We start from the raw sequence: 22,526 nt of genomic DNA on the forward strand, positions 1-22,526 counted from the left end.
TTGATATATCAAATAAAAAAGCGACCAATATGGTCGCTTTTTTTATTAACTTTTATTTGCCAATTGCCCGCAAGCGGCATCGATATCTTTACCTCGAGATCGTCTTACGGTAACGGTGATACGATTCTTTTCTAACAGCTCAACATACATATCAATAGCCTTAGAGCTCGCTTGCTGAAACTCACCATCGTCAATTGGGTTGTATTCAATTAAATTAACCTTACTAGGTGCAAACTTGCAGAATTTAATCAGTGCATCTACATCCTTTTTAGTATCATTAATACCGTCCCAAACCACATATTCATAAGTGATTTTCTGTTTTGTTTTGGCATACCAATATTCTAAAGCTTCTCTTAAATCTTCTAACGGAAACGTTGCATTAAAGGGCATTATTGACGTACGCACCTCATTAATCGCCGAATGCAAAGACACCGCTAAATTAAATTTTACTTCATCATCTGCCATTTTCTTAATCATCTTCGGAACACCAGAAGTAGAGACTGTAATACGTTTTGGAGACATTCCCAATCCTTCAGGCGAGGTGATTTTATCGATTGCTTTTAACACATTGTTGTAATTCATGAGAGGTTCTCCCATACCCATAAACACAATATTGGTTAGTGGTCTATCAAAATACAAACGGCTTTCATTATCTATAGCAACCACTTGATCAAAGATTTCATCTGGATTGAGATTACGCATGCGTTTCAGTCGCGATGTGGCACAAAATCGGCAATCTAAACTGCAACCTACCTGACTTGACACACAGGCGGTTGTTCTCGTTTTGGTTGGTATCAATACCGATTCGACGACCAATCCATCATGTAGTTTTACAGCATTTTTAACAGTTCCGTCTTCACTTCGCTGCATTTGATCGACTTTGATGTGGTTTATCACAAAGTGGTCTTCAAGCATTTGACGGGTCTCTTTGGAGATGTTTGTCATGTCTTCAAACGCATGGGCACCTTTATTCCATAGCCATTCATAAACTTGATTGCCTCTAAACGCCTTATCGCCTTGAGCGACAAAAAAGTCTCTCAATTGTACTTTGGTTAAGGCTCGTATGTCTTTCTTTTTGGTACTCATAAGTTGAAATGCTGATGCAAAAATAGATAAATATTATGACGAAGTCCGCATTAGCGGTTGAAACGGCATCCTTTTGTTTTTTTAAACAAAAGATATAGTGTAAAACGCGGCGCGCCGGAGCGCTAGCGGAGGCGGGAAATGCCCAAAACAAAAAAAGCCTTATCGTTACATAAGGCTTTTAACTTGATTTTATACGATTATATAATTAACATCGCATCACCATAAGTGTAAAAACGATATTTTTCTTTAACAGCTTCTTCATAGGCGCGCTTCATGAAATCATGACCTGCAAATGCAGACACCATCATTAATAGGGTTGATTTTGGTGTGTGGAAATTAGTAATCATACTATTGGCGATACTAAATTCGTAGGGAGGAAAAATAAACTTGTTAGTCCATCCCGAAAACTCATTCAATGTACCGCTTGATGACACCGAACTTTCAATGGCACGCATGGCTGTTGTTCCTACAGCACATACACGTTTTTTATTAGCGATACCGTTATTGATAATATCGGTTGCCGGCTGGGTTATGAATATTTCTTCGCTATCCATTTTATGCTTAGACAAATCTTCAACCTCAACAGGATTGAATGTTCCTAATCCAACATGAAGCGTCACTTCTGGCAACTCAACACCTTTAATTTCGAGGCGTTTTAGCAGATGTCTTGAAAAGTGCAAACCAGCAGTTGGTGCAGCAACAGCGCCTTCATTTTTAGCAAAAATGGTTTGGTAGCGCTCTTCATCTTCTGGTTCTACCTCTCTTTGAATATACTTAGGAAGTGGTGTTTCACCAAGTTCTGTTAATTTTCTTCTAAACTCGCTATACGAACCGTCATATAAAAAACGTAAGGTACGTCCTCTTGAAGTTGTATTATCTATCACTTCGGCTACTAGTGTTTCGTCGTCACCAAAATACAGCTTGTTCCCAATTCTGATTTTACGTGCTGGATCTACCAGTACATCCCAAAGGCGTTGCTCTTCGTTTAATTCTCTTAATAAAAACACCTCAATACGTGCACCTGTTTTTTCTTTGTTTCCGTATAAACGTGCAGGAAATACTTTGGTGTTATTTAAAATCATCACATCGCCTTCATCGAAATAATCAATAACATCCTTAAATAATTTGTGTTCTATAGTTTGATTTTTTCTATCCAAAACCATTAGTCTCGACTCGTCTCTGATATCTGATGGACGTTCTGCTAATAATTCTTCTGGAAGCTTAAAATTGAAGTGTGATAATTTCATTAGTTATTGTTTTATTATTTTTAATAAGTCGCACTGAATCTCTTGTCTTGTACTTTTGATTTATTTGCTACGGACTTATTTTTTTACAAGTTGCAAATATACAATCTCAACATAGGGGTTGTCAAGTAAATTGCCGTATTTATTTGGAAAATTTAAAACCCAAAGTTTTTAAATCCTCCCAAAAGGTAGGATATGATTTAGAAACCACCATATAATCTTCTATAAAAAGCGTGGTTTTTAAAGCCAATGGAGCGAAGGCCATAGCCATTCTATGATCGTTATAAGTAGCGATTTTAACCTGTTCGTTAATTTGAGAACAGGCATCTAAACGGAGTGTGTCTTCTGAAATAGCTACACTAGCACCAAGCTTTTCAAGTTCGGTTTTGAGAGCAACAAGCCTATCAGTTTCTTTAATTTTGAGCGTGTGCAAGCCTGTAAGATAACAAGCCACACCTAAGCCTAAACAGGTAACAGCGATTGTTTGAGCGATATCTGGAGAATCGTTAAGCTGAAATTCTAAAACGCGATTACTCACCATTGTTTCCTTTCTGATGGTAATGGAATTTGCTTTAAAAGTTGTTTCCACACCAAAGGCTTTATAAATTTCAACTAAAGCGGAATCACCTTGTAAGGATGACTGCTTATAAGATGACAATGTTATTTCGGTATGTAGCGGACTTAAAGCAACAATACTATAAAAATAAGAAGCGGATGACCAATCAGATTCAACTGTTAAATGGGTTGCTGAAAGTGCATCTGTTTTTGGTTGTACCTTTATCACCTGGTCTTTAAATTCGGCGTTAATCCCAACCTGGCTCAGCAGGTTAAGCGTCATATTAATATAAGGTACAGATGTGATCTTGCCTTCGAGCGTTAATTCTAATCCATTTTCTAAGCGTGACGCAATTAGCAATAATGCAGAAATATATTGACTGCTTACATTAGCGTTTAAACGAACTTTATCGTTTGTGATTTTTGTTCCTTTGATTTTTAATGGCGGACAACCAGCCGTTTCAAGATAAGAAATTTCAACACCTAATTGATGAAGTGCATCGACAAGAATTGCGATGGGACGTTCTTTCATTCGTTGTGATCCCGTAAGCGTCACTTCTCTTCCCTCCTGACAGGCAAAATAAGCTGTTAAAAAGCGCATGGCTGTACCTGCATGATGGATATCTATGAGCGAATCTTTTGAAGACAAAGCCTTTTGCATCACATTTGAATCATCAGAATTAGATACATTATCGATCTGCAATTCTGGATATAGCGCTTGTAAAAGCAATAATCGGTTAGACTCACTTTTAGAGCCTGTAATCGTAATATCAGACTGCTTTTTAAGGGATGATTTGTGAAGCTGTATCGTCATAAAAAAATCCTGCATTGAAGCAGGAATAGTTTATTTTAGTTTGTCATTGTTATGGTGCCTATCGTGATCTCGTTTGGTTTTTTTTGCCATTTTTTTATCAAAAGCACTTTGCAAATCTATTCCTGTTTGATTTGCTAAGCACAAAACTACAAAAACTACATCAGCTAATTCTTCACCAAGGTCTTTATCTTTATCACTTTCCTTTTCACTTTGTTCTCCGTAGCGTCTGGCAATAATGCGAGCAACTTCTCCAACTTCTTCAGTAAGCTGCGCCATGTTGGTCAACTCATTAAAGTATCTTACGCCATGGGCTTTTATCCAAACATCTACGTCTTTTTGAGAATCTTTAAGGTTCATTATATTTAAACTTTTTTCAAGACAATTTGCTCGCCTTGTTTTTCAACAACTTTTTCAAAATAATCTTTAAACAACGTATAATCTGTTGAATTGATAAACGATGAATTCATTTCAAAAGTAATCGTTAATTGCAAATATTTACCATTTTCTTTGATGATATATGTTAATTTTGAGTCATTACTTTTAAACTCAAAGGCTTCACTTTTTGGTAAAGATTCTACTTGGTAGCCTTCAGGCAGCATAATATTTATCACATATTTGTCTTCAAAAGGGAAAATAAAATCAATAGGATATTGACGCTCGTCCAACTTAAAAGGGCTCTCTTTTGTAGCCAGAAAAAATAATGGAGAGAAATATAAATTGTCACCTATTTCGTCAATACCATCGTTGAGTTTATAATCGTAGGTTAATTTAACAGGTTCTGTGATATTGATGTCATTTTCAAAATTTAGTTCAGAAATTTCGATATCACCTTTATTTTTTTCCAGTTGTTTGATATGCTCTGATTCGCTGGCTCCAGTAAAACTTTTTCTGTAGCTCAGTGCCAAATGATCTGTCAAACTTTTTCTCACTTTTCCTTCAAGGCTATAATCGTCGTTAATTTTCACATTTAACATGGTTGTTTCGGTTGCTTTTTCAGAAGGTCTTAACGACACCCAACCGGAACTTCCATCGTCTTTAATAAGTCGTCCTTGCCAATTGAGAGTACGTTGTGGTAATACATTAATCATACTATACACTTCGGTAGCATCTAACAAAGCATATCCACCTTCACTCTGCACCATACAAATCACATAATTAAAGCCTTTACGTGTTGGAAATAATGGCACACCATTACTTTTGGTACTCACTAAAACCGGATTCGCATTAATCCCTTGCGACCTGAGCATGGCAATCAACAACAGATTGATATCTGCAACATTACCTTCGCCATCTATATAAGCTTTTCGTGTCCCGTTTTGTGCTCTAAATCCGTAAAGCCCATTCCACTTTACTTTAGACTTTACAAAGCTTTGCAGCAGGAATGCTTTTTGAATGTCATTATTAACTGTAGCGACAAGTGCCGCAACATCATCTTTAAAAAAGTTAAATCGATTAAGTTGGTTTCCAAAATCTGAATCCTCATAAATAGATTTCGACACTTTTTCCCAAGAGGAGGAAAAAGACTTTTCGACAGCGCCATATTGGTTTAATATAGCTGATAATTCCATACTCATTTTAGCTCTGTAATTATCCATATTGCCAGCAAAAGCTTCGCCTTTAAGAGCAGGAACATTCAACTCTTCGGAACTAATTACTTGTTCTTCATATGAAAATGATCCTGCAGAAACATTGCTATTAGAAACCGTATTTTTACTTATATAATCTTTTCTATTGGTGTAATGAGCTGTACCTGAGCCTGTCGATTCTTTTAAAGCTGGGTAATAAAACGCTTTGGGATTTATTTCTTTATTATAGCGATAATATTCAGGTGTTGCGACTCTAAAATTAAACTTATTCATTGGTATCTCATATTGAAAATATATATCGTCAATATCTAAAAACGGAGAAATAATTTCGTACTCCAATTCTATAATACAACCATCCTGAATATTAGGCATTGTAATCGTATTAATTTCTATGAAATCATTAACCTCTTCTTCAAAAATACCATCCTTTCTTAGCTTGTCCTTAACAGTTTTACCATCTTTTAGATTGAATGTATATCCTTTTAGAGACGTTACTTTTTCCCTTTTAGCTCCTGTTTGTTGGTAGAGATAAATCTGCTCGGTTGCCCAATCATAACCTTCTTTATTGTAAATCTTTATGCGTTTATGTACTTCTCTGTGCTGCTCAAATCCGCTACTTTCATTATAGGTGAAATAAATGTTCTCATTTTTGTACAGTATCGCAGCATCTGCACTCGAATCTAAAGCATGTTGTTTTTCACTCAATTCTTCTTTGGATACTTTTCCAAACTTAAAATCTTGAGCATTAGCAGATAATACCATACTCAAAATGAGAATTGTTGTGATTAGTAGTCGTTTCATAATTTTTAGAGTTGATTAGTTATTTGGTAAGGACAATTTTAGTTTTATCATGTTTTACAATTGCAGACATAAAATCGCGGAAATCTTCGTAGTCTTCTTTTGAATAATATCCCTTGTTTAGAATGTGTGTTCGCTTGTATACGAGTTCGGTTTCAGAGCGTTTTTCAATTGAAAATTTATACACACCAAACTTATTTTCAATTTCTAAAGGTTTAGGCATGGCTTCAATGCGAACTTCAGGGTCTATTGTGAATACAAATTCGTCAACATCTTTATAACCGCGTTCAATTTCAAAATCTAAGGTCCGCTTTTCATAACGTGTTGGAATGCGCTTAATTCTATTAAAAGCATTAGGCTGAACTAATAAACGTTTGCCACTTTTGGTTACAAAACTTGAGGACGACACCTTAACTTTTTCAGTAAAAACCACATTATCTTTATCATTATCAAAATGTATATTTTCTACGGAAAGATTATTGATATAATCCCAATATTCTTTAAAGTATAATTCTTGGTCTCTTAATGACTTATTTTGAACTCCTTCATGAAGCGCATACTGATAACCCTGAGTAGTGATAGTCACATCTGCTTCAATAAAACCATTAGCAGACAGAGTGATATGAGCTTTAGTATCCTGAAGGTTTTCTTCGGTGTCATAGCTTCTTGTGTGAACAATTTTACCACCTTCGGGCGTGATTAGCAACGCATCTCTATCATCGGTAAAATTCGCTATAAATCCAAACGGATTTGTTTGACTGGTACATTCTAACCAGATATTATCCTCTTCATTTGGAATACATAAAACAACATGGTTTCCTTCGGTTGCTGAAAACTCGTTATCAATACTTGTTAGACTTCTTCCGCCGTAAATTACAGCATAATGAGACTCTACACCTACTTCTTTTAATAAGGCTTTGGTATAATTAGACAATCCTTTACAATCGGCATAGCCCAAACGCTCTACGTCTTCGGCCAGCATAGGTTTCCATCCGCCAATACCAACTTGAACACTAATGTAGCGTGTTTTTTCTTGCATGTAATTATAAACTATTCTAGCCTTTTCTTCATCTGTTGAAGCATTTTGGGTTAATGCTTTGATTTCTTCTTTGACAGCATTTGGCAACGCCTCTGTACCAGATAACAGTTTGTCATGCATCCACAGTCCGAAATCTTCCCAAGTATTGTTTATGCCTCGAACACCTTCCATATCAAACTCGGCTAGAGCCACTTTTAAAACTGGCGCAAAGGTTTCAAAAGGCGGACTATAAGCTTCGGGTTTTAAAGCGCTTAAATTTTCAGCTGAATAATGGTAATCATCGTGCTTCTCGATATTGAATTTATCAAAATTGACAGATTTCATTTTAATTTCAACATCAGAGTTATTGATGATTTTATAATTAGAATACTGAGTGCTTACATAAAAATCTTCAACGGGTTTCCAGCCTGGAAAAAAAGCAGTGCTTTTATAATCTACTTCAACTTCAAACTCTATCGTATACGGATAACTTGTAGGTGTATAGTTTAGGTATTTTATTCGGTCATCAGAATAAAGTGTTCCGCCACTTACAGCACTAACGTCTTCAAAATCATTTTTTTTAAACTTCTTGATTTCTTTTCCATTTTTATCATAGATCCGAGCTTCAAGCGTTTTAACAATTCTGTTCTTGTTGTAAGATACGCCTGCACCTTGATCTGAAATTCCTATTTCATTAAAAACAGTAACAATACGTTTGTTTTTTAGGGTAAATCTATTGTAAGCATCAACTTCGACAAGCACATCATTATAGCGAACAACAGCATTCGATTTTAGCTTTAATGGCAAAGGAATAGAGCTCGATTTATAAAGGTCTTTGTCTTGTGCTACAGTTATTGAAGTCAGCAACATGAAGAGCAATAGTAGTATAGGCTTTGAATACATAAGGTAAGTTTAGGCGCTTAAAATTTAGTAGGAATCTCAAATATAAAATATTTGATTAAACAAGATGTGTAAAAAATCGTAAAATCAAGCAGATTTACCAGATATAGTTGATTTTTTAAACACGAATAAGCATAGTAAAATGATGCCGCAGGGAATTGCGATATACTGAAGCTCACTTAAAATCACGCGAAGACCCCATTCTGAAAAAAACTTTTCAATACCAATTGGAGAGACTTTAATGATTCGCCAGGGAAAAAAATATCTTGAATTTTCAAAAGGAATAAAAAATCCAACACCACGTCCTCCAGTGGTCATAGCATCTAGCACACCATGCGAAATTGTTGATAGAAATATGACTACCATAAAAATAAGCTTTCTTGTTTTTCCGAAGCAAAAGGCCAACAACGCACTCCAAATTAAAGCAAACACAATAGAATGTGTCCACCCTCTATGTCCTAAAGGATGCATATAATCAATACCAAATTTAAAAGCAAGCACATCCAAATCTGGCAGCATAGAAGAACCAATGGCTAAAAACAATAAAAGCTTGCTCGTCTTTGAATCTATAACTTTTGCTGTGGTGTATGCCACTAAACCATGTCCGAAAACAGATGCCATCAGACTCTATTTTTGGTATCGATTATGATAGTTACAGGACCATCATTACAGAGTTCAACTTTCATATCGGCACCAAACTCACCAGTTTGAACCGTTTTGTTTATATCCTGTTCCAATTGCTTTACAAAAGCAGTGTATAATGGCACAGCAATTTCGGGTTTTGCAGCCTTAATGTAACTAGGTCGATTTCCTTTTTTTGTACCCGCATGCAATGTAAACTGACTCACTACTATGGCATCGCCTTCGGCTTGTATTAAGGACTCATTCATCACGCCTTTATCATCTGAAAATATACGGAGGTTTGCAATTTTGTTAGACAACCATTGAATATCCTCTTGAGCATCGTCATTAACAATTCCGAGAAGAATTAATAACCCAGAATTGATATTAGCGACTTTTTTTCCTTCAATAGTAACGGATGCTTTTGACACACGTTGAATTACTGCTTTCATTAAATTTTAAGTTTAATCTAATTGGTTTTTTTATTCATTATCCCAGTTATCGGTTCTATAGTGCGCCTCTTCGCCATCTAAGATTTGCAGGTAGCTTCTGTATCTTGAATAGGCAATTTCATCAGTATCTAAGGCTGCTTTAATCGCGCATTTTGGTTCTTCGATATGCAAGCAATTGTTGAATTTACAATCTTGCTTTAGTTTAAAAAATTCTGGAAAATAATCCCCTACTTCTTCTTTATCCATATCCACAACCCCAAAACCTTTAATTCCAGGTGTATCAATAATTTTAGCATTAAAACTCAAATCAAACATTTCAGCAAATGTTGTGGTGTGCTGGCCTTGACTATGCTGACTCGAAATGGCTTTGGTTTTTAAATCTAAACCTGGTTCTATGGCATTGACTAAAGTGGATTTTCCCACACCCGAATGCCCAGCAAACATACTCACTTTATCGACCATAAGTGCTTTGACCTTATCGACATTTTTACCGGTTTCGGCAGAGATCCCTATACATTCATAACCAATTTGTCTGTAAACATGTGCTAAGTACCTCACCTCATCAAGCGTCTCTTCGGAATAACTATCGACTTTATTAAAAAGAAGAATGGTTTTTACAGAATAAGCTTCGGCAGTGACTAAAAAGCGATCTATAAAACTGGTAAATGTTGGCGGATTATCAATCGTAATTAGCAAAAACACCTGATCAATATTTGAAGCGATAATATGTGTTTGCTTAGATAAATTAACCGATTTTCGGACAATATAATTGCTGCGATCATGGATATTATGAATCACACCTGTGGTTTCATCATTATTGGTTTCGAGTTCAAAATCGACATTATCTCCAACCGCAATCGGATTGGTACTTTTAATCCCTTTTATTCGAAATTTCCCTTTAATTCGGCATTGATATGCAGCGCCTAATTCGGTCTTAACTGTATACCAACTCCCTGTAGATTTATAAACTGTTCCTGTCATTTAACCAAAATATATAACAAAATAACGATTTTAATTTTTATGAAATCTTATATTGTGGACTTAATTTAAAAACTCAACAACATGAAAAAATTAGTACTATTAATTGCTTTAGGTTTTTTATGTTTTACGGACGCTTTTGCACAAGTAGAATATAAAATCATCACAAGTGTAGAATCTATTGTTCCAAATGGTTTAGGACGTTCACGAATTGTCTCAGCTACAGAAGACAGAGATTACAAAGAATTTACATCGTTACGAAGTGATGATAAAAAAGAGGATAAGAGAAATAAATCTGACCGAAGCGAGATTAGAGTCAAAAACTTTGAAGAAACCAAACTTTTAAACTTCTATAATTTAGGTGGTATTCGCTTTCAAAATATTGCAGCTAATGATGCTGTATTAACCTCAAAAGTAAACACGATGATAGAAGAAGGCTGGGAATTGGCTTTTGTAACCAGTGCTGTAGAAAGTGCCGGAAAAGGTGATGGCAATGGTATTTTTATCACTCGTTTTATATTTAAAAGAAACAAACAATAAGCAAAAAAAGACCATCAAATGATGGTCTTTTTTTTATCCGTTTATAATCTTTTCCTGGTGATTAATAGATTCTTGGTGAATCGCTTTAAACATACGTAAGATAAACTCTTCACTCAGGCCTCTTTCATCGCCTTCCAAAACCATTTTTCCTAAAATCTCGTTCCATCGTTTACTTTGTAAAACTGCTACATTTTTCTGTTTTTTAAGAGCACCAATACCATCAGCAACTTTCATTCGCTTTCCTAATAATTCGATAATCTGGTTATCAACGATATCAATTTGAGCTCTTAAATTATTAAGTTCTGTATTGTATTCGGCTTCAGGATCCGATTCTTTTCTAATTCTTAAATCCTCCATAATTTGTACCAATCGACTTGGTGTAACTTGTTGTGCAGCATCACTCCACGCGTTATCTGGATCTGTATGGGTTTCAATCATCAATCCGTCGAAATTAAGATCTAAAGCGGTTTGTGACACATCAAAAATCATATCGCGTTTACCTGTGATATGTGATGGATCATTAATGAGCGGCAAATCAGGAAACTTATTCTGAAATTCGATAGCCAGCTGCCATTCCGGAATGTTTCTGTATTTAGATTTTTCATAAGTTGAAAACCCTCTATGAATAGCTCCTAAATTTTTAATTCCAGCCGTATACAAGCGTTCAATACCTCCAAGCCATAAGGCTAAATCTGGATTAACAGGATTTTTTACCAATACGGTTTTATCGGTTCCTTTTAAAGCATCGGCAAGTTCTTGCATTATAAAAGGACTAACTGTAGAGCGCGCTCCAATCCATAATAAATCGATATCATGCTCTAAAGCCAGTTCAACATGGTTTCTATTTGCAACTTCTGTCGCTGTTTTTAAACCTGTTTCTGATTTCACTTTTTGCAACCATTTTAAACCAAGCGCACCAACACCTTCAAAATTTCCTGGGCGTGTTCTTGGTTTCCAAATACCCGCTCTGTAATAATTGACATCGGTATCTTTTAGCTCATGAGCAATTTTTAATACTTGTTCTTCTGTTTCTGCACTGCATGGTCCTGCAATTACTAGTGGATGATCTAATTTTAAATCATCTAACCATGTTCTCATTTCTCTTTTGTTTTCCATAATTTTCGATTAAGCAATTCCTTTTAAAATGTCTTTTATATGATTGGTGTTTTTCATTTCGTTATATATTTCTTCAAAATCGTCGGCTTCCATTAACGCTTTAAACTGTTTTAAATTAGTAATGTACTCGTCCAATGTTTCAATAACATTTATTCTATTTTGTTTAAAAATGGGTGTCCACATAGCTGGTGAACTCTTTGCCAAGCGGACAGTGCTCTCAAAACCACTACCTGCCATGTCAAAAATATCGCGTTCATTTTTCTCTTTTTCAATAACTGTTTTCCCTAGCATAAACGAACTAATATGTGACAAATGGGACACATAGGCAATATGTTTATCATGAGCTTCAGGATTCATATAACGAATACGCATTCCTAAGTCTGAAAACAATTGCAATGCTTTCTCCTGAAGTTTAAATGTTGTTTTTTCGACTTCGCAAATGATGTTTGTTTTCTTCTGAAACAAATCACGAATAGCAGCTTTTGGTCCAGAAAACTCAGTACCAGCAATAGGATGAGTAGCCAAAAAATTACGACGTCGCTTATGCTTTTCAACGGCATTGCATACTGGTAATTTTGTTGAACCTACATCAATCACAAGCGTATCGTCTGAAATGGCATCTAATACTTTTGGAAGTTCTAAAACAGCTGTATCTACAGGAATAGAAAGCACCACTAAATCGGCCCTTTCTAAATCGGCATAGCTTGCCTTTTCATCAATAATTTTGAGTTGCAGGGCTTCCTCCAGATGGTTGTTGTTAGAATCTACCCCGAAAATTTTCGCATGGCTATTGAGCGCTTTAATGTCTAATGCCAAACTGCCTCCTATCAACCCTACGCCTATGATGTATATGTTATTCATTCGTTATTTTAATCTTGCCAGTGCTTCCTCTAAATCTTCCTGAGGCGCACATAGTGATATTCTTATGTATCGGTTTCCATTAGAACCAAAAATGGTGCCTGGTGTAATGAAAATGGACTTTTCCTTTAGTATTAAATCAATATATTCTTCGGCATCCAGATAGTCGGGTAATTTCGCCCAAACAAACAATCCTGTTGCCATTTTATCATAGGTGCAATTAAGTGCTTCGGCAATTTGCCAAACAATTTCTCGGCGTTGCTCGTACACGCTATTCAAACTTAAATACCATATATCTGAACAATTGAGAGCTTCAATCGCACCTTTTTGAATTCCTAGAAACATTCCAGAATCCATATTACTTTTCACACGTAAAACCGCATTGATATAGTCGCCTTTTCCAACTAACATCCCAACACGCCAGCCTGCCATATTAAATGTTTTGCTCAGTGAATTGAGCTCCATACAAACCTCTGAAGCGCCTTTATATTTTAAAATACTTCTTGGGTATTTGTTTAAAATAAAACTATACGGATTATCATTTACAATTAAGATATTATTCCGTTTCGCAAAAGTGATTAGGTCTTCAAATAGTTTATTTGTTGCAGCAGCACCTGTTGGCATATGTGGATAATTTACCCACATTAATTTCACTTTTTCGAGACCTTGCTTTTCTAGTTCTATAAGATTTGGAAACCAGTTGTTGTCTTCGGTTAAATCGTAAAATCTCGGAACAGCACCAACCAAATTGGTGACCGATTTATACGTTGGATATCCCGGATTAGGAATAAGCACCTCATCACCTTCGTTTAAAAACGCCATTGAAATATGTAAAATCCCTTCCTTGCTTCCCATAAGTGGTAACACTTCGGTTAAAGGACTTAACGGCACATTGAAGTTTGTTTTATAAAACTGAGTGATAGCTTCTCTAAGCTCTGGAATACCTTGGTAACTTTGATACTTATGCGCACCATCTTCGTTAAACGTCTCAACCAAAGCATTTAGAACACGCTCTGGCGGATTCAAATCTGGGCTCCCAATGCCTAAATTGATTATGGGTTTACCCTGAGATTTGAGTATGCTTACTTCTCTTAACTTTTTAGAAAAGTAATATTCTTCAACGTTTTGTAATCGGTTCGCTAATGGTATCATTGTCTCGCGTTTTTATATTCTCCCAATACTTTAAAATCTTGAGCCATTATCATCATAATGGATTTAGCTTTTTCGAAATCTTTATAGCTTTCAAAAGTTAAATCTACAAAAAAGGCATACTTCCAAGGGGTTTCAATTTTCGGGAGTGATTGTATCTTCGTTAAATTTAACTTACAATCACTTAAAACATTCAAAATAGTCGCTAAACTTCCTCTTTTGTGGTCTAATTCAAATTTCACAGAAGCCTTATTGATTTGGTCTTCGGAAATTTCAGAATTTTTCGTCTTCACGATGACAAATCGGGTTTCATTATGTTTAATGGTTTGGATACTTTCTGAAATAATATCGAGTTCAAACAATTGAGCCGCCAATCGGGACGCAATAGCCGCTATATGTTTGGTTTGATTTTTTTGGATACGTTGCGCGACTTCGGCTGTATCTTTATCTTCAATGAGTTTAATGTGCGGATACTGTTTAAAAAACGCTTTACATTGCAATAATGCCATTGGATGCGAATACACTTCTTTAATATCACTGATTGTTTGATTAGGCAATGCCATTAGGTGGTGCTGAATATCTAAATAATGTTCTCCAACAATATGTAAATTATGTGAATCGATTAATGCATAATTTGGAATAATAGAACCTGCAATCGAATTTTCTATTGCCATAATTGCAGCATCGGTTTGCCGTTCTAAAATACTATCGACCACGCCATCAAATGTTAAACACTCCTGAACGCGAACCGTTTCATCAAAAAATTGCTGTGACACAATATGATGAAATGATCCTTTAACTCCTTGTATAGCGACTGATGTAATCATAAAAAAAGTCCCGATTTACATCGAGACTTATATTAAATTTATAGTTTATAAATTATACATACAACGTCTCTCTCTTTTCGCTAAAAAAGAAATAAAACCAGTTGTAATATGTATGATTTAATGTGTTCATATCCTTAAATATGCTGCTAATGTAATTATTATTTTAAGAAATCAAAATTGTTATAACAAATTTTTGCTTATTTCGTTTCAGTTTTAAAGAATTCCTAAATTAAAGTAGCGCATTAGTAATAATTACTATTTTTGAGTAAATAAATTGATATATGTCTATTGAGGTTGAAAACATATCTAAAATCTACGGCAAACAGAAAGCTTTAGATCAAATTTCCTTTTCGGTTAGCAAAGGTGAAATTGTCGGATTCTTAGGTCCGAATGGTGCAGGAAAATCCACACTAATGAAAATCCTTACCACTTATATCAAAGCTACAGAAGGTCTTGCTAAAGTAGACGGTCATGACGTTGAAAACTATAAAAAAGAAGTTCAAAGTACGATTGGTTACTTACCAGAACACAACCCTTTGTACCTCGACATGTTTGTTAGAGAATATCTCGACTTTAATGCTCGTATTTACAACACGCCTCAATCGAGAATCAATGAGGTGATTGATCTTACCGGACTTACACCCGAATCTCACAAAAAAATTGGGCAATTATCAAAAGGTTACAGGCAGCGTGTTGGACTAGCCAATGCCTTATTACATAATCCATCGGTATTAATATTAGATGAACCTACAACAGGATTAGATCCAAATCAATTGGTGGATATCAGACATTTAATTAAAACCATTGGACAAGATAAAACCGTATTTCTATCGACGCATATTATGCAGGAGGTTGAAGCGATTTGCGATCGTGTTATCATTATTAATAAAGGTCAAATTGTAGCCGATAAAAAGCTAAAAGACTTAAGAGATGATAAAGAGCAAACAGTTATTGTCGAATTTGACTATCGTGTTGAAGATGCATTTTTACTAAAACTACCTCACGCCAAAACTGTTAAAAACACCCATGATTTTAGTTATGAAATCACCTTTTCTACAGGTGAAGATATGCGATCTCATGTATTTGATTTCGCCCATGATAATCAGTTAAAAATACTTCAGCTCAATCAAAAAAATGCCAGCTTAGAAAGTCTGTTTAGAGAGTTAACCTCGTAATGAGTTATTCGTAAATAAGTGTTCCTGTATAAAACTCCTCTACAGCAACCACTATTGGCGTATTAACCAAAATAACATCGCCTGTGCTTCTAATTTCGCCTGTAAGCGATTGCTGTGCATTGATAATCATATCATTACTACTACGCTGAAAAATATTGACGTTCTGAGCGATTAAGTTTCGTCCTTCAAAACGTGCATCACCCGAAAAAAATCGTACCGAAAGCGAATTAACCTGCCCTGAAATAAAACAGGAAGACAAATTATTAACCACCACGCTAAAAGACTCGCCATCCAATTCCAAAATAAAATCGCCGTCGGTATTAAAAGCATCTTCTTCATTAAAATCTTCAGAGATCACTTGTAAATTATCATAGCTCAAAACACCATTACTTCGTACTGGTAACCCAGAGGCATTACGAATTTCGGTGATGTTTGGTGCGCTCACAAAAACTTTAGTCAAGCCATAATCTCTGGTCAAATTACAAGAATTATTATTGTAGAGTTCTAATCGGCCATCAACAACTCTCACTTCAATATCGTCCATTAAATATTCTCCCGTTTGCACTGTAACGCTTTGCACTGGCGCATCGGTCACAATTAATTCGACACGCTGAAAAGCCGTGATTTTAGTAAAAGCTTCAACTGCAAACTCCTTTTCAATAATCGCACCTGAGTTTTGAAAACAATCGGGAACGTTCTCACCGCTACAGGATACTAATACAATAGTTAATATGGTAATTAATAGATGTCTCATAGTCTAATGCCTATTCCAAATTCTACAGCTTCAGCTTTCGCACCATGCGATTTTAAGGTAATCGCTCCAAATAGCTTATCACCAAAATAACGTTTCAATCCGATACGATTATAAACACGTCCTTCAAAATCATAAGGATAATACACATAGTATCCCAATTGTGAAATGAATGACATTTTATTAATAAACAGCTCATGGCCTACAAAAACACCAACGCGCTTCCAGTCTTCATCACCACTAACATCCAATTCAGGAAAAGCCACCGAATAAAAATAAATCAATTCTTCCAGAAATTTAGAAAAGAACACGTCGGTTCCAAATTGAATGGCACTTTTTCGGTTTAAACGTTTATCGGCATAGGCTGATACAATATAAAATGGATACTGACCAACATCGATAATATCGCTTTCATTGACACCACTTCTAAACGCCAGATTGTATTTAATTGCTTCTTTATAAGTTTTCTCTTCGGAAGACGGGATATATTCAGGTTTATTTTGGTAATCAAATAAGTAATTGGTTCCAATATTAAAAGCAAATGTATTAGTAGAATTGTTTGGTGCTCTAAAATTTGCATTCGAATAATGCACAATTGAAATACCTGCCTGAAGACCAAATCCTTCAATTATATTTTCTTTTTTATAATTCAGCATGACATAAGTTGAACTGAGCAAATCTGAACCATAGGCATTATTTTGAAAGTTCTCAACCTTATGATAGGGTTTTGTAGCATAGGAAATCCCTTGTGCGATTCTGAAGTTTAAATGTCGTTTAAGAAAGTAAAAATTATAATGTGCATAAAGCCCATAATGCTCCCCCAAAAACTGGTCTTTCATATCCTGATAAACAAATGAAAACCCCCAATCTGGGTAATTATAACGGCTTTCCCAAGCTTTAAACCCGTATGTTTTTTTACTGAAACTTAAAATCAATCCTGTGGGATGATCGGTAATTAAATGTGAAATATCTGGATTGTGTTCTAAGATTGTTCCGTAGAAAAGATTAACATCCAGCGTAAATAAATTAGGCGTTTTATCTTGCGCTATTGAAGACAAACTAAACAAACAAAAAAAGCAGGCAAAAAATCGAATCATAGGTCTAGATAGAGCGTAAAAGTATGTAATTAATTTTAACGCTTTAAAATCTATACGTAAAAATAAAAGCCTGAGTTTTTAAAACAACGAAGAAGCCACTGCTTTTATATTATCGCTTTTTCCCATCGAATAATAATGCAAGACAGGAATTCCTGCTTTTTGAAGCGCTTTAGATTGTGTAATACACCATTCGATACCGACTTGTCTTACCTCACTGTTATCTTTACATTTTACAATCTCGATAATTAAATCTTCGGGCAAATCGACATGAAAACGATGCGGAATTAAATTTAACTGTTTTTTGGTTGCAATAGGCTTTAACCCAGGAATAATAGGTACAGTTATGCCTTCATTTCGACATTTTTCTACAAACTTAAAATACTTATCATTATCAAAAAACATTTGCGTCACGATATAAGACGCTCCATTTTTTATCTTCTTTTTCAAGAAATGAATGTCGCTATCCAGACTTGGTGCTTCCATATGCTTTTCTGGATAAGCACCAACACCAATGCAAAAATTCATTTGGGAAGTATTCTTCAATTCTTCGTCTAAATAGTTGCCTTTATTTAATTCAGAAATTTGACTCACCAAATCACTGGCATAGGCATGCCCTTCTTTTTCAGGTTTAAAATAAGTTTCAGTTTTAACGGCATCTCCACGAAGTGCCATTACATTCTCAATCCCTAAAAAATCGAGATCGATTAGAAAGTTTTCGGTATCCTCTTTTGTAAATCCGCCACATAAAATATGAGGAATTGCATCCACTCCATATTTATTTTGAATGGCCGCACAAATCCCAACCGTACCAGGTCGTTTTTTCACAATTTGCTTTTTCAACAGACCATTACCAACATCTTTAAAGGTATATTCTTCTCGGTGATACGTCACATCAATAAAAGGCGGTTTAAATTCCATTAAGGGGTCTATATTATCAAAGATAGACTGGATATGCTGTCCTTTTAAAGGTGGTAAAATCTCGAATGAAAACTGTGTGTTTCCGTTGGCTTTTTTAATATGTTCTGTAACTTTCATTTTAGTTTTATAAATGGGTATTTATGACCTTGAGCGACCTTATTGATCAGCACAATAAGCTAATTTTTAATTAGCCCTGCCAAGGTTAGAGCGACTGCTGTTAAAAGCAATAGCTGCAAAACAAACCTTATTTCTAATTTATACTTTTTCATTTTTTTTGAGTTTAGAATTTTATACAAGAGTATTGTATTAGCATATCTAAACCATTAGTTTATGTCTAACAAATTGTTAAGTTTCTGCAAGATTTGGGTTAAGCCATTTTTGGGCTGTATCTTCATCTATAGCTCTTCGCTTTGCATAGTCTTTTAATTGGTCTTCAGTAATTTTTCCTAAGCCGAAATATTTAGCTTCCGGGTTTCCAAAATAGTAACCACTTACCGATGCTGCTGGCCACATCGCCAGACTTTCAGTTAATTGTACACCTATATGCTTTTCGACATCTAATAGCTGCCACAAGGTGCGTTTTTCTAAATGGTCTGGACAAGCAGGATAACCAGGAGCAGGACGAATGCCCTTATAGCTTTCGTTAATTAAATCGTCATTTGTTAAGTCTTCATTTTTAGCATAAGCCCAATGCTTTGTTCGTACTTGTTTGTGTAAATATTCGGCAAACGCTTCCGCTAAACGATCGGCTAATGCTTTAATCATAATCGCATTATAATCGTCATTATCGGCTTCAAACTGCTCTGCTAACTCTTGAGTACCAAAACCAGTAGTCACACAAAAAGCTCCGATGTAGTCTTGAATTCCGGAGTCTTTTGGTGCAATAAAATCACTTAAGGCATAATTGGGAATACCGTCTCTTTTCTTTAATTGCTGACGAAGCGTAAGAAAGGTCGCCTGAACATCTTGTTTGTCATCATACACTTCAATATCATCATCATTCACTGTATTAGCAGGAAATAACCCAAACACCGCTTTGGCTTTTAACAGTTTTTCATCAAAAATGCGTTTTAATAAGAACTGAGCATCTTTGAATAAGTCTTGAGCCTGAACACCAACAATATCATCTTTTAAAATGTCTGGATATTTTCCGTGGAGATCCCAACTTCTAAAAAACGGACTCCAATCGATGAAGGCTTCTAATTCTCGAATATCAAATTTGTCAATCACCTGAATGCCTAATTGCTCAGGTTTTATAATTTCAGAAGTCGCCCAGTCGATTTGAAATTTATTCGTTCTGGCCGCTTCGATAGACCTGTATTCTTTACGTTTTCCTCGTGTTAAAAATTGCTCTCGAAACTTATCATACTCTTCCCTAATTTGTGCTTTATAAACACTATTATCTTTTTGAAGCAAATTTCCAACTACAGTTACAGCTCTAGAAGCATCATTGATATGCACTACAGTATGATCGTAATTTGGTGCAATTTTTACAGAGGTGTGTGCTTTAGATGTAGTGGCACCTCCAATGATTAACGGAATGGTTAAATTTTCCTTTTTCATCGCTTTTGAAAGATATACCATCTCATCAAGCGATGGTGTTATCAAACCACTTAAACCAATCACATCAACCTGTTCTTTGACGGCTGCTTCTATAATTTTTTCTGGCGGAACCATCACTCCTAAATCGATGATTTCATAGTTATTACATCCTAAAACGACACTAACGATGTTTTTTCCGATATCATGTACATCGCCTTTTACCGTTGCCATTAAAATTTTACCTGCAAACTCTTGTTTTCCGTCTTTTTCAGCTTCAATAAAAGGCTGTAAATAAGCCACTGCTTTTTTCATCACACGTGCCGATTTGACTACTTGAGGTAAGAACATTTTTCCGCTTCCGAAGAGATCACCAACGACATTCATTCCAATCATAAGATGGCCTTCAATAACCTCAATTGGCTTTTCAGATGCTTTACGAGCCTCTTCAACATCTTCAATAATAAAAGTATCAATCCCTTTAACAAGGCTGTGTGTAATTCGGTCTTGTAAAGCTTCGTTTCGCCATTCTAAAACCTTAGCGTTATCCTCTTTTTTATTGCCTTTTACGGTTTCAGCAAAGTCTAAAAGGCGTTCGGTAGCATCATCTCGTCTGTCGAACAAGACATCTTCGACATGTTCTAATAAATCCTTCGGAATTTCATCGTAGACTTCCAGCATCGTCGGATTTACAATGCCGAGATTCATGCCGTGTTGAATGGCATGATACAAAAATGCAGAGTTAATCGCTTCACGAACTGTGGTGTTTCCTCGAAATGAAAAAGACACATTACTAACACCGCCAGAAACATTAGCATAAGGCAAATGTTCGCGAATCCATTTCGTAGCCCTAAAAAAGTCCAAGGCATTTAAGCGATGTTCATCCATCCCAGTAGCCACAGGAAAAATATTGGGATCAAAAATGATATCCTGAGGTGGAAAGCCTACATGATCAACCAACAGCTTATACGAACGCTCGCAAATTTCAATTCTGCGTTCATAGGTATCGGCTTGACCAACCTCATCAAAAGCCATAACAATCACTGCAGCACCATAGCGTTTAACGAGTTTTGCCTGACGTATAAATTCGGTTTCGCCTTCTTTTAAACTAATTGAATTAACAACACATTTACCTTGAGCAACCTGAAGTCCGGCTTCAATAATTTCCCATTTAGAGCTATCAATCATTAATGGAATACGAGCAATATCAGGCTCAGAAGCAATCAGATTTAAGAATTTAACCATGGCGTATTTACCATCGAGCATGCCTTCGTCCATATTGACATCAAGAATTTGTGCACCACCTTCAACCTGATCTCTGGCAACACTTAAGGCTTCGTCGTATTTTTCGTCTTTAATTAATCTTAAAAATTTGCGCGAACCTGTCACATTGGTGCGCTCACCTACATTGATAAAATTACTTTCTGGTGTTACCACTAAAGGTTCTAATCCAGATAAGGTTAAATATTTTTTACAGTCAGATTCTGCCATTATGCGTAAACTTTAGTTGATCGTGGTTGATAATTCTGAGCGACTTCGGCAATCGCTTTGATGTGCTCAGGATTGGTTCCACAGCAACCTCCAATAATATTAATCAATCCGTCTTTAAGGTAATCTTCAATTAATTGCTGCATTTGTTTCGGACTTTGATCATACTCCCCAAAAGCATTAGGCAAACCAGCATTAGGATGCGCTGAAGTGTAAAAATCGGTTTCGTTAGACAAACGCTGTAAATAAGGTTTGAGTTGTTCGGCACCAAGTGCACAGTTAAAACCGACACTCAATAACGGCACATGTGAAATAGACGTTAGAAAAGCTTCTACGGTTTGGCCAGACAATGTTCTTCCCGAAGCATCCGTAATCGTTCCTGACACCATAATTGGAATATCTATTTGACGTTCTTCTTTAACTTCTTCGATTGCAAACAAGGCTGCTTTAGCATTAAGCGTATCAAATATGGTTTCTACTAAAAGCACATCAACGCCGCCATCAATTAGAGCTTCAACTTGTTGTTTGTAAGCGATGCGTAATTCTTCAAACGTAATGGCTCTGTACTCGGGTTTATTGACATCGGGAGACATACTTGCCGTTTTGTTGGTTGGGCCAATACTACCAGCAACAAATCGAGGTTGATTTGGTGTTGCTTTTGTAAATTCTTCAGCTACTTGTTTGGCAATTTTTGCAGATTCGTAATTGAGCTCATAGACCAAATCTTCCATGTTATAATCTGCCATTGCGATTGTGGTTCCTGAAAAGGTATTGGTCTCGACAATATCGGCTCCAGCTTCAAAATAAAGCCGGTGCACATCAGCGATAGCCTGAGGTTGTGTCAAAGACAATAAATCGTTATTCCCTTTAAGAGAGGTTGGATAGTCCTTAAAGCGTTCGCCTCTAAAATCTTCTTCAGAAAATTTATAGCGCTGCAACATGGTGCCCATGGCGCCATCTAGGACTAAAATACGTTGTTGTAAACTTTGTAATAAATCTGACATTTTAATAAGTTA

Annotated in this window: 20 protein-coding genes; 2 read left to right on the plus strand and 18 right to left on the minus strand. The window is 35.8% G+C overall.

What is annotated here, in order from left to right:
• Positions 1-45: 45 nt before the first annotated feature.
• The 9 genes from rlmN to rsgA form a co-directional block, all read right to left on the minus strand.
• Complete coding sequence (gene rlmN, locus N4270_RS00450) at positions 46-1,086, minus strand: 23S rRNA (adenine(2503)-C(2))-methyltransferase RlmN (protein WP_260094828.1); 1,041 nt, start codon at positions 1,084-1,086, stop codon at positions 46-48.
• 197 nt (positions 1,087-1,283) lie between these two features.
• On the minus strand, positions 1,284-2,333 hold the full coding sequence (queA, locus tag N4270_RS00455) for a tRNA preQ1(34) S-adenosylmethionine ribosyltransferase-isomerase QueA (RefSeq protein ID WP_260094829.1): 1,050 nt from the start codon (positions 2,331-2,333) through the stop codon (positions 1,284-1,286).
• Positions 2,334-2,472: 139 nt separating this feature from the next.
• The gene (locus N4270_RS00460) at positions 2,473-3,699 is read right to left on the minus strand and encodes a 3-phosphoshikimate 1-carboxyvinyltransferase (RefSeq protein ID WP_260095543.1); all 1,227 of its coding nucleotides are present in this window, start codon (positions 3,697-3,699) and stop codon (positions 2,473-2,475) included.
• Positions 3,700-3,729: 30 nt separating this feature from the next.
• A complete protein-coding gene (locus N4270_RS00465; protein WP_260094830.1) occupies positions 3,730-4,056 on the minus strand; it encodes a nucleotide pyrophosphohydrolase in 327 nt (108 codons plus the stop codon).
• A 5-nt stretch (positions 4,057-4,061) separates the two neighbouring features.
• Positions 4,062-6,086, minus strand: a complete 2,025-nt coding sequence (locus N4270_RS00470) for a DUF3857 and transglutaminase domain-containing protein (RefSeq protein WP_260094831.1) — start codon at positions 6,084-6,086, stop codon at positions 4,062-4,064.
• A gap of 19 nt (positions 6,087-6,105) precedes the next feature.
• Positions 6,106-8,004, minus strand: coding sequence for a DUF3857 domain-containing protein (locus tag N4270_RS00475; protein WP_260094832.1), 1,899 nt, complete (start codon positions 8,002-8,004; stop codon positions 6,106-6,108).
• Between the two features lie 84 nt (positions 8,005-8,088).
• Complete coding sequence (locus N4270_RS00480) at positions 8,089-8,622, minus strand: metal-dependent hydrolase (RefSeq protein WP_260094833.1); 534 nt, start codon at positions 8,620-8,622, stop codon at positions 8,089-8,091.
• Positions 8,622-9,074, minus strand: coding sequence for a D-aminoacyl-tRNA deacylase (gene dtd / locus N4270_RS00485; RefSeq protein WP_260094834.1), 453 nt, complete (start codon positions 9,072-9,074; stop codon positions 8,622-8,624). The genes N4270_RS00480 and dtd overlap by 1 nt, the downstream gene beginning before the upstream one ends.
• A 30-nt stretch (positions 9,075-9,104) precedes the next feature.
• On the minus strand, positions 9,105-10,055 hold the full coding sequence (gene rsgA, locus N4270_RS00490; protein WP_260094835.1) for a ribosome small subunit-dependent GTPase A: 951 nt from the start codon (positions 10,053-10,055) through the stop codon (positions 9,105-9,107).
• Between the two features lie 81 nt (positions 10,056-10,136).
• Between rsgA and N4270_RS00495 the strand changes: the two genes are divergently transcribed.
• Positions 10,137-10,592 carry a hypothetical protein gene (locus N4270_RS00495; protein WP_260094836.1) on the plus strand — a complete coding sequence of 152 codons (456 nt, stop codon included), beginning with the start codon at positions 10,137-10,139 and terminating at the stop codon, positions 10,590-10,592.
• Positions 10,593-10,625: 33 nt separating this feature from the next.
• Here N4270_RS00495 and N4270_RS00500 read toward each other — a convergent pair whose 3' ends face one another.
• The 4 genes from N4270_RS00500 to N4270_RS00515 are packed head-to-tail and all read right to left on the minus strand — an operon-like array spanning position 10,626 to position 14,542.
• A complete protein-coding gene (locus N4270_RS00500; RefSeq protein WP_260094837.1) occupies positions 10,626-11,708 on the minus strand; it encodes a bifunctional 3-deoxy-7-phosphoheptulonate synthase/chorismate mutase type II in 1,083 nt (360 codons plus the stop codon).
• A gap of 9 nt (positions 11,709-11,717) precedes the next feature.
• Positions 11,718-12,569, minus strand: a complete 852-nt coding sequence (locus tag N4270_RS00505; RefSeq protein WP_260094838.1) for a prephenate dehydrogenase — start codon at positions 12,567-12,569, stop codon at positions 11,718-11,720.
• A gap of 3 nt (positions 12,570-12,572) precedes the next feature.
• Positions 12,573-13,718: a pyridoxal phosphate-dependent aminotransferase gene (locus tag N4270_RS00510; protein WP_260094839.1), complete on the minus strand. Its 1,146-nt coding sequence runs from the start codon at positions 13,716-13,718 to the stop codon at positions 12,573-12,575.
• The gene (locus tag N4270_RS00515) at positions 13,715-14,542 is read right to left on the minus strand and encodes a prephenate dehydratase (RefSeq protein ID WP_260094840.1); all 828 of its coding nucleotides are present in this window, start codon (positions 14,540-14,542) and stop codon (positions 13,715-13,717) included. The genes N4270_RS00510 and N4270_RS00515 overlap by 4 nt, the downstream gene beginning before the upstream one ends.
• A 281-nt stretch (positions 14,543-14,823) precedes the next feature.
• Between N4270_RS00515 and gldA the strand changes: the two genes are divergently transcribed.
• Positions 14,824-15,717 carry a gliding motility-associated ABC transporter ATP-binding subunit GldA gene (gene gldA, locus N4270_RS00520; protein ID WP_260094841.1) on the plus strand — a complete coding sequence of 298 codons (894 nt, stop codon included), beginning with the start codon at positions 14,824-14,826 and terminating at the stop codon, positions 15,715-15,717.
• A 4-nt stretch (positions 15,718-15,721) separates the two neighbouring features.
• Here the strand turns inward: gldA and N4270_RS00525 are convergent, their stop codons facing one another.
• The 5 genes from N4270_RS00525 to N4270_RS00545 form a co-directional block, all read right to left on the minus strand.
• On the minus strand, positions 15,722-16,471 hold the full coding sequence (locus N4270_RS00525; RefSeq protein ID WP_260094842.1) for a head GIN domain-containing protein: 750 nt from the start codon (positions 16,469-16,471) through the stop codon (positions 15,722-15,724).
• A complete protein-coding gene (locus N4270_RS00530) occupies positions 16,468-17,565 on the minus strand; it encodes an acyloxyacyl hydrolase (RefSeq protein WP_260094843.1) in 1,098 nt (365 codons plus the stop codon). Before N4270_RS00530 ends, N4270_RS00525 begins: the two co-directional genes overlap by 4 nt.
• 78 nt (positions 17,566-17,643) lie before the next feature.
• Complete coding sequence (gene metF / locus N4270_RS00535; protein ID WP_260094844.1) at positions 17,644-18,600, minus strand: methylenetetrahydrofolate reductase [NAD(P)H]; 957 nt, start codon at positions 18,598-18,600, stop codon at positions 17,644-17,646.
• A gap of 228 nt (positions 18,601-18,828) precedes the next feature.
• On the minus strand, positions 18,829-21,513 hold the full coding sequence (metH, locus tag N4270_RS00540) for a methionine synthase (RefSeq protein ID WP_260094845.1): 2,685 nt from the start codon (positions 21,511-21,513) through the stop codon (positions 18,829-18,831).
• The gene (locus N4270_RS00545; RefSeq protein ID WP_260094846.1) at positions 21,513-22,514 is read right to left on the minus strand and encodes a homocysteine S-methyltransferase family protein; all 1,002 of its coding nucleotides are present in this window, start codon (positions 22,512-22,514) and stop codon (positions 21,513-21,515) included. The genes metH and N4270_RS00545 overlap by 1 nt, the downstream gene beginning before the upstream one ends.
• Between the last annotated feature and the right edge of the window lie 12 nt (positions 22,515-22,526).

Origin of the sequence: Psychroserpens sp. SPM9 (assembly GCF_025153525.1) — a bacterium.
GTDB lineage: Bacteria > Bacteroidota > Bacteroidia > Flavobacteriales > Flavobacteriaceae > Psychroserpens.

Excerpts from the sequence above, each read along its gene's own strand:
- N4270_RS00545 (WP_260094846.1), bottom strand. The coding sequence starts at position 22,514 with ATGTCAGATTTATTACAAAGTTTACAACAACGTATTTTAGTCCTAGAT.
- N4270_RS00495 (WP_260094836.1), top strand. The coding sequence starts at position 10,137 with ATGAAAAAATTAGTACTATTAATTGCTTTAGGTTTTTTATGTTTTACG.
- rsgA (WP_260094835.1), bottom strand. The coding sequence starts at position 10,055 with ATGACAGGAACAGTTTATAAATCTACAGGGAGTTGGTATACAGTTAAG.
- metH (WP_260094845.1), bottom strand. The coding sequence starts at position 21,513 with ATGGCAGAATCTGACTGTAAAAAATATTTAACCTTATCTGGATTAGAA.
- N4270_RS00475 (WP_260094832.1), bottom strand. The coding sequence starts at position 8,004 with ATGTATTCAAAGCCTATACTACTATTGCTCTTCATGTTGCTGACTTCA.
- N4270_RS00465 (WP_260094830.1), bottom strand. The coding sequence starts at position 4,056 with ATGAACCTTAAAGATTCTCAAAAAGACGTAGATGTTTGGATAAAAGCC.
- N4270_RS00515 (WP_260094840.1), bottom strand. The coding sequence starts at position 14,542 with ATGATTACATCAGTCGCTATACAAGGAGTTAAAGGATCATTTCATCAT.
- rlmN (WP_260094828.1), bottom strand. The coding sequence starts at position 1,086 with ATGAGTACCAAAAAGAAAGACATACGAGCCTTAACCAAAGTACAATTG.
- N4270_RS00525 (WP_260094842.1), bottom strand. The coding sequence starts at position 16,471 with ATGAGACATCTATTAATTACCATATTAACTATTGTATTAGTATCCTGT.
- N4270_RS00510 (WP_260094839.1), bottom strand. The coding sequence starts at position 13,718 with ATGATACCATTAGCGAACCGATTACAAAACGTTGAAGAATATTACTTT.
- N4270_RS00505 (WP_260094838.1), bottom strand. The coding sequence starts at position 12,569 with ATGAATAACATATACATCATAGGCGTAGGGTTGATAGGAGGCAGTTTG.
- queA (WP_260094829.1), bottom strand. The coding sequence starts at position 2,333 with ATGAAATTATCACACTTCAATTTTAAGCTTCCAGAAGAATTATTAGCA.
- dtd (WP_260094834.1), bottom strand. The coding sequence starts at position 9,074 with ATGAAAGCAGTAATTCAACGTGTGTCAAAAGCATCCGTTACTATTGAA.
- N4270_RS00480 (WP_260094833.1), bottom strand. The coding sequence starts at position 8,622 with ATGGCATCTGTTTTCGGACATGGTTTAGTGGCATACACCACAGCAAAA.
- metF (WP_260094844.1), bottom strand. The coding sequence starts at position 18,600 with ATGAAAGTTACAGAACATATTAAAAAAGCCAACGGAAACACACAGTTT.
- N4270_RS00530 (WP_260094843.1), bottom strand. The coding sequence starts at position 17,565 with ATGATTCGATTTTTTGCCTGCTTTTTTTGTTTGTTTAGTTTGTCTTCA.
- N4270_RS00460 (WP_260095543.1), bottom strand. The coding sequence starts at position 3,699 with ATGACGATACAGCTTCACAAATCATCCCTTAAAAAGCAGTCTGATATT.
- N4270_RS00500 (WP_260094837.1), bottom strand. The coding sequence starts at position 11,708 with ATGGAAAACAAAAGAGAAATGAGAACATGGTTAGATGATTTAAAATTA.
- N4270_RS00470 (WP_260094831.1), bottom strand. The coding sequence starts at position 6,086 with ATGAAACGACTACTAATCACAACAATTCTCATTTTGAGTATGGTATTA.
- gldA (WP_260094841.1), top strand. The coding sequence starts at position 14,824 with ATGTCTATTGAGGTTGAAAACATATCTAAAATCTACGGCAAACAGAAA.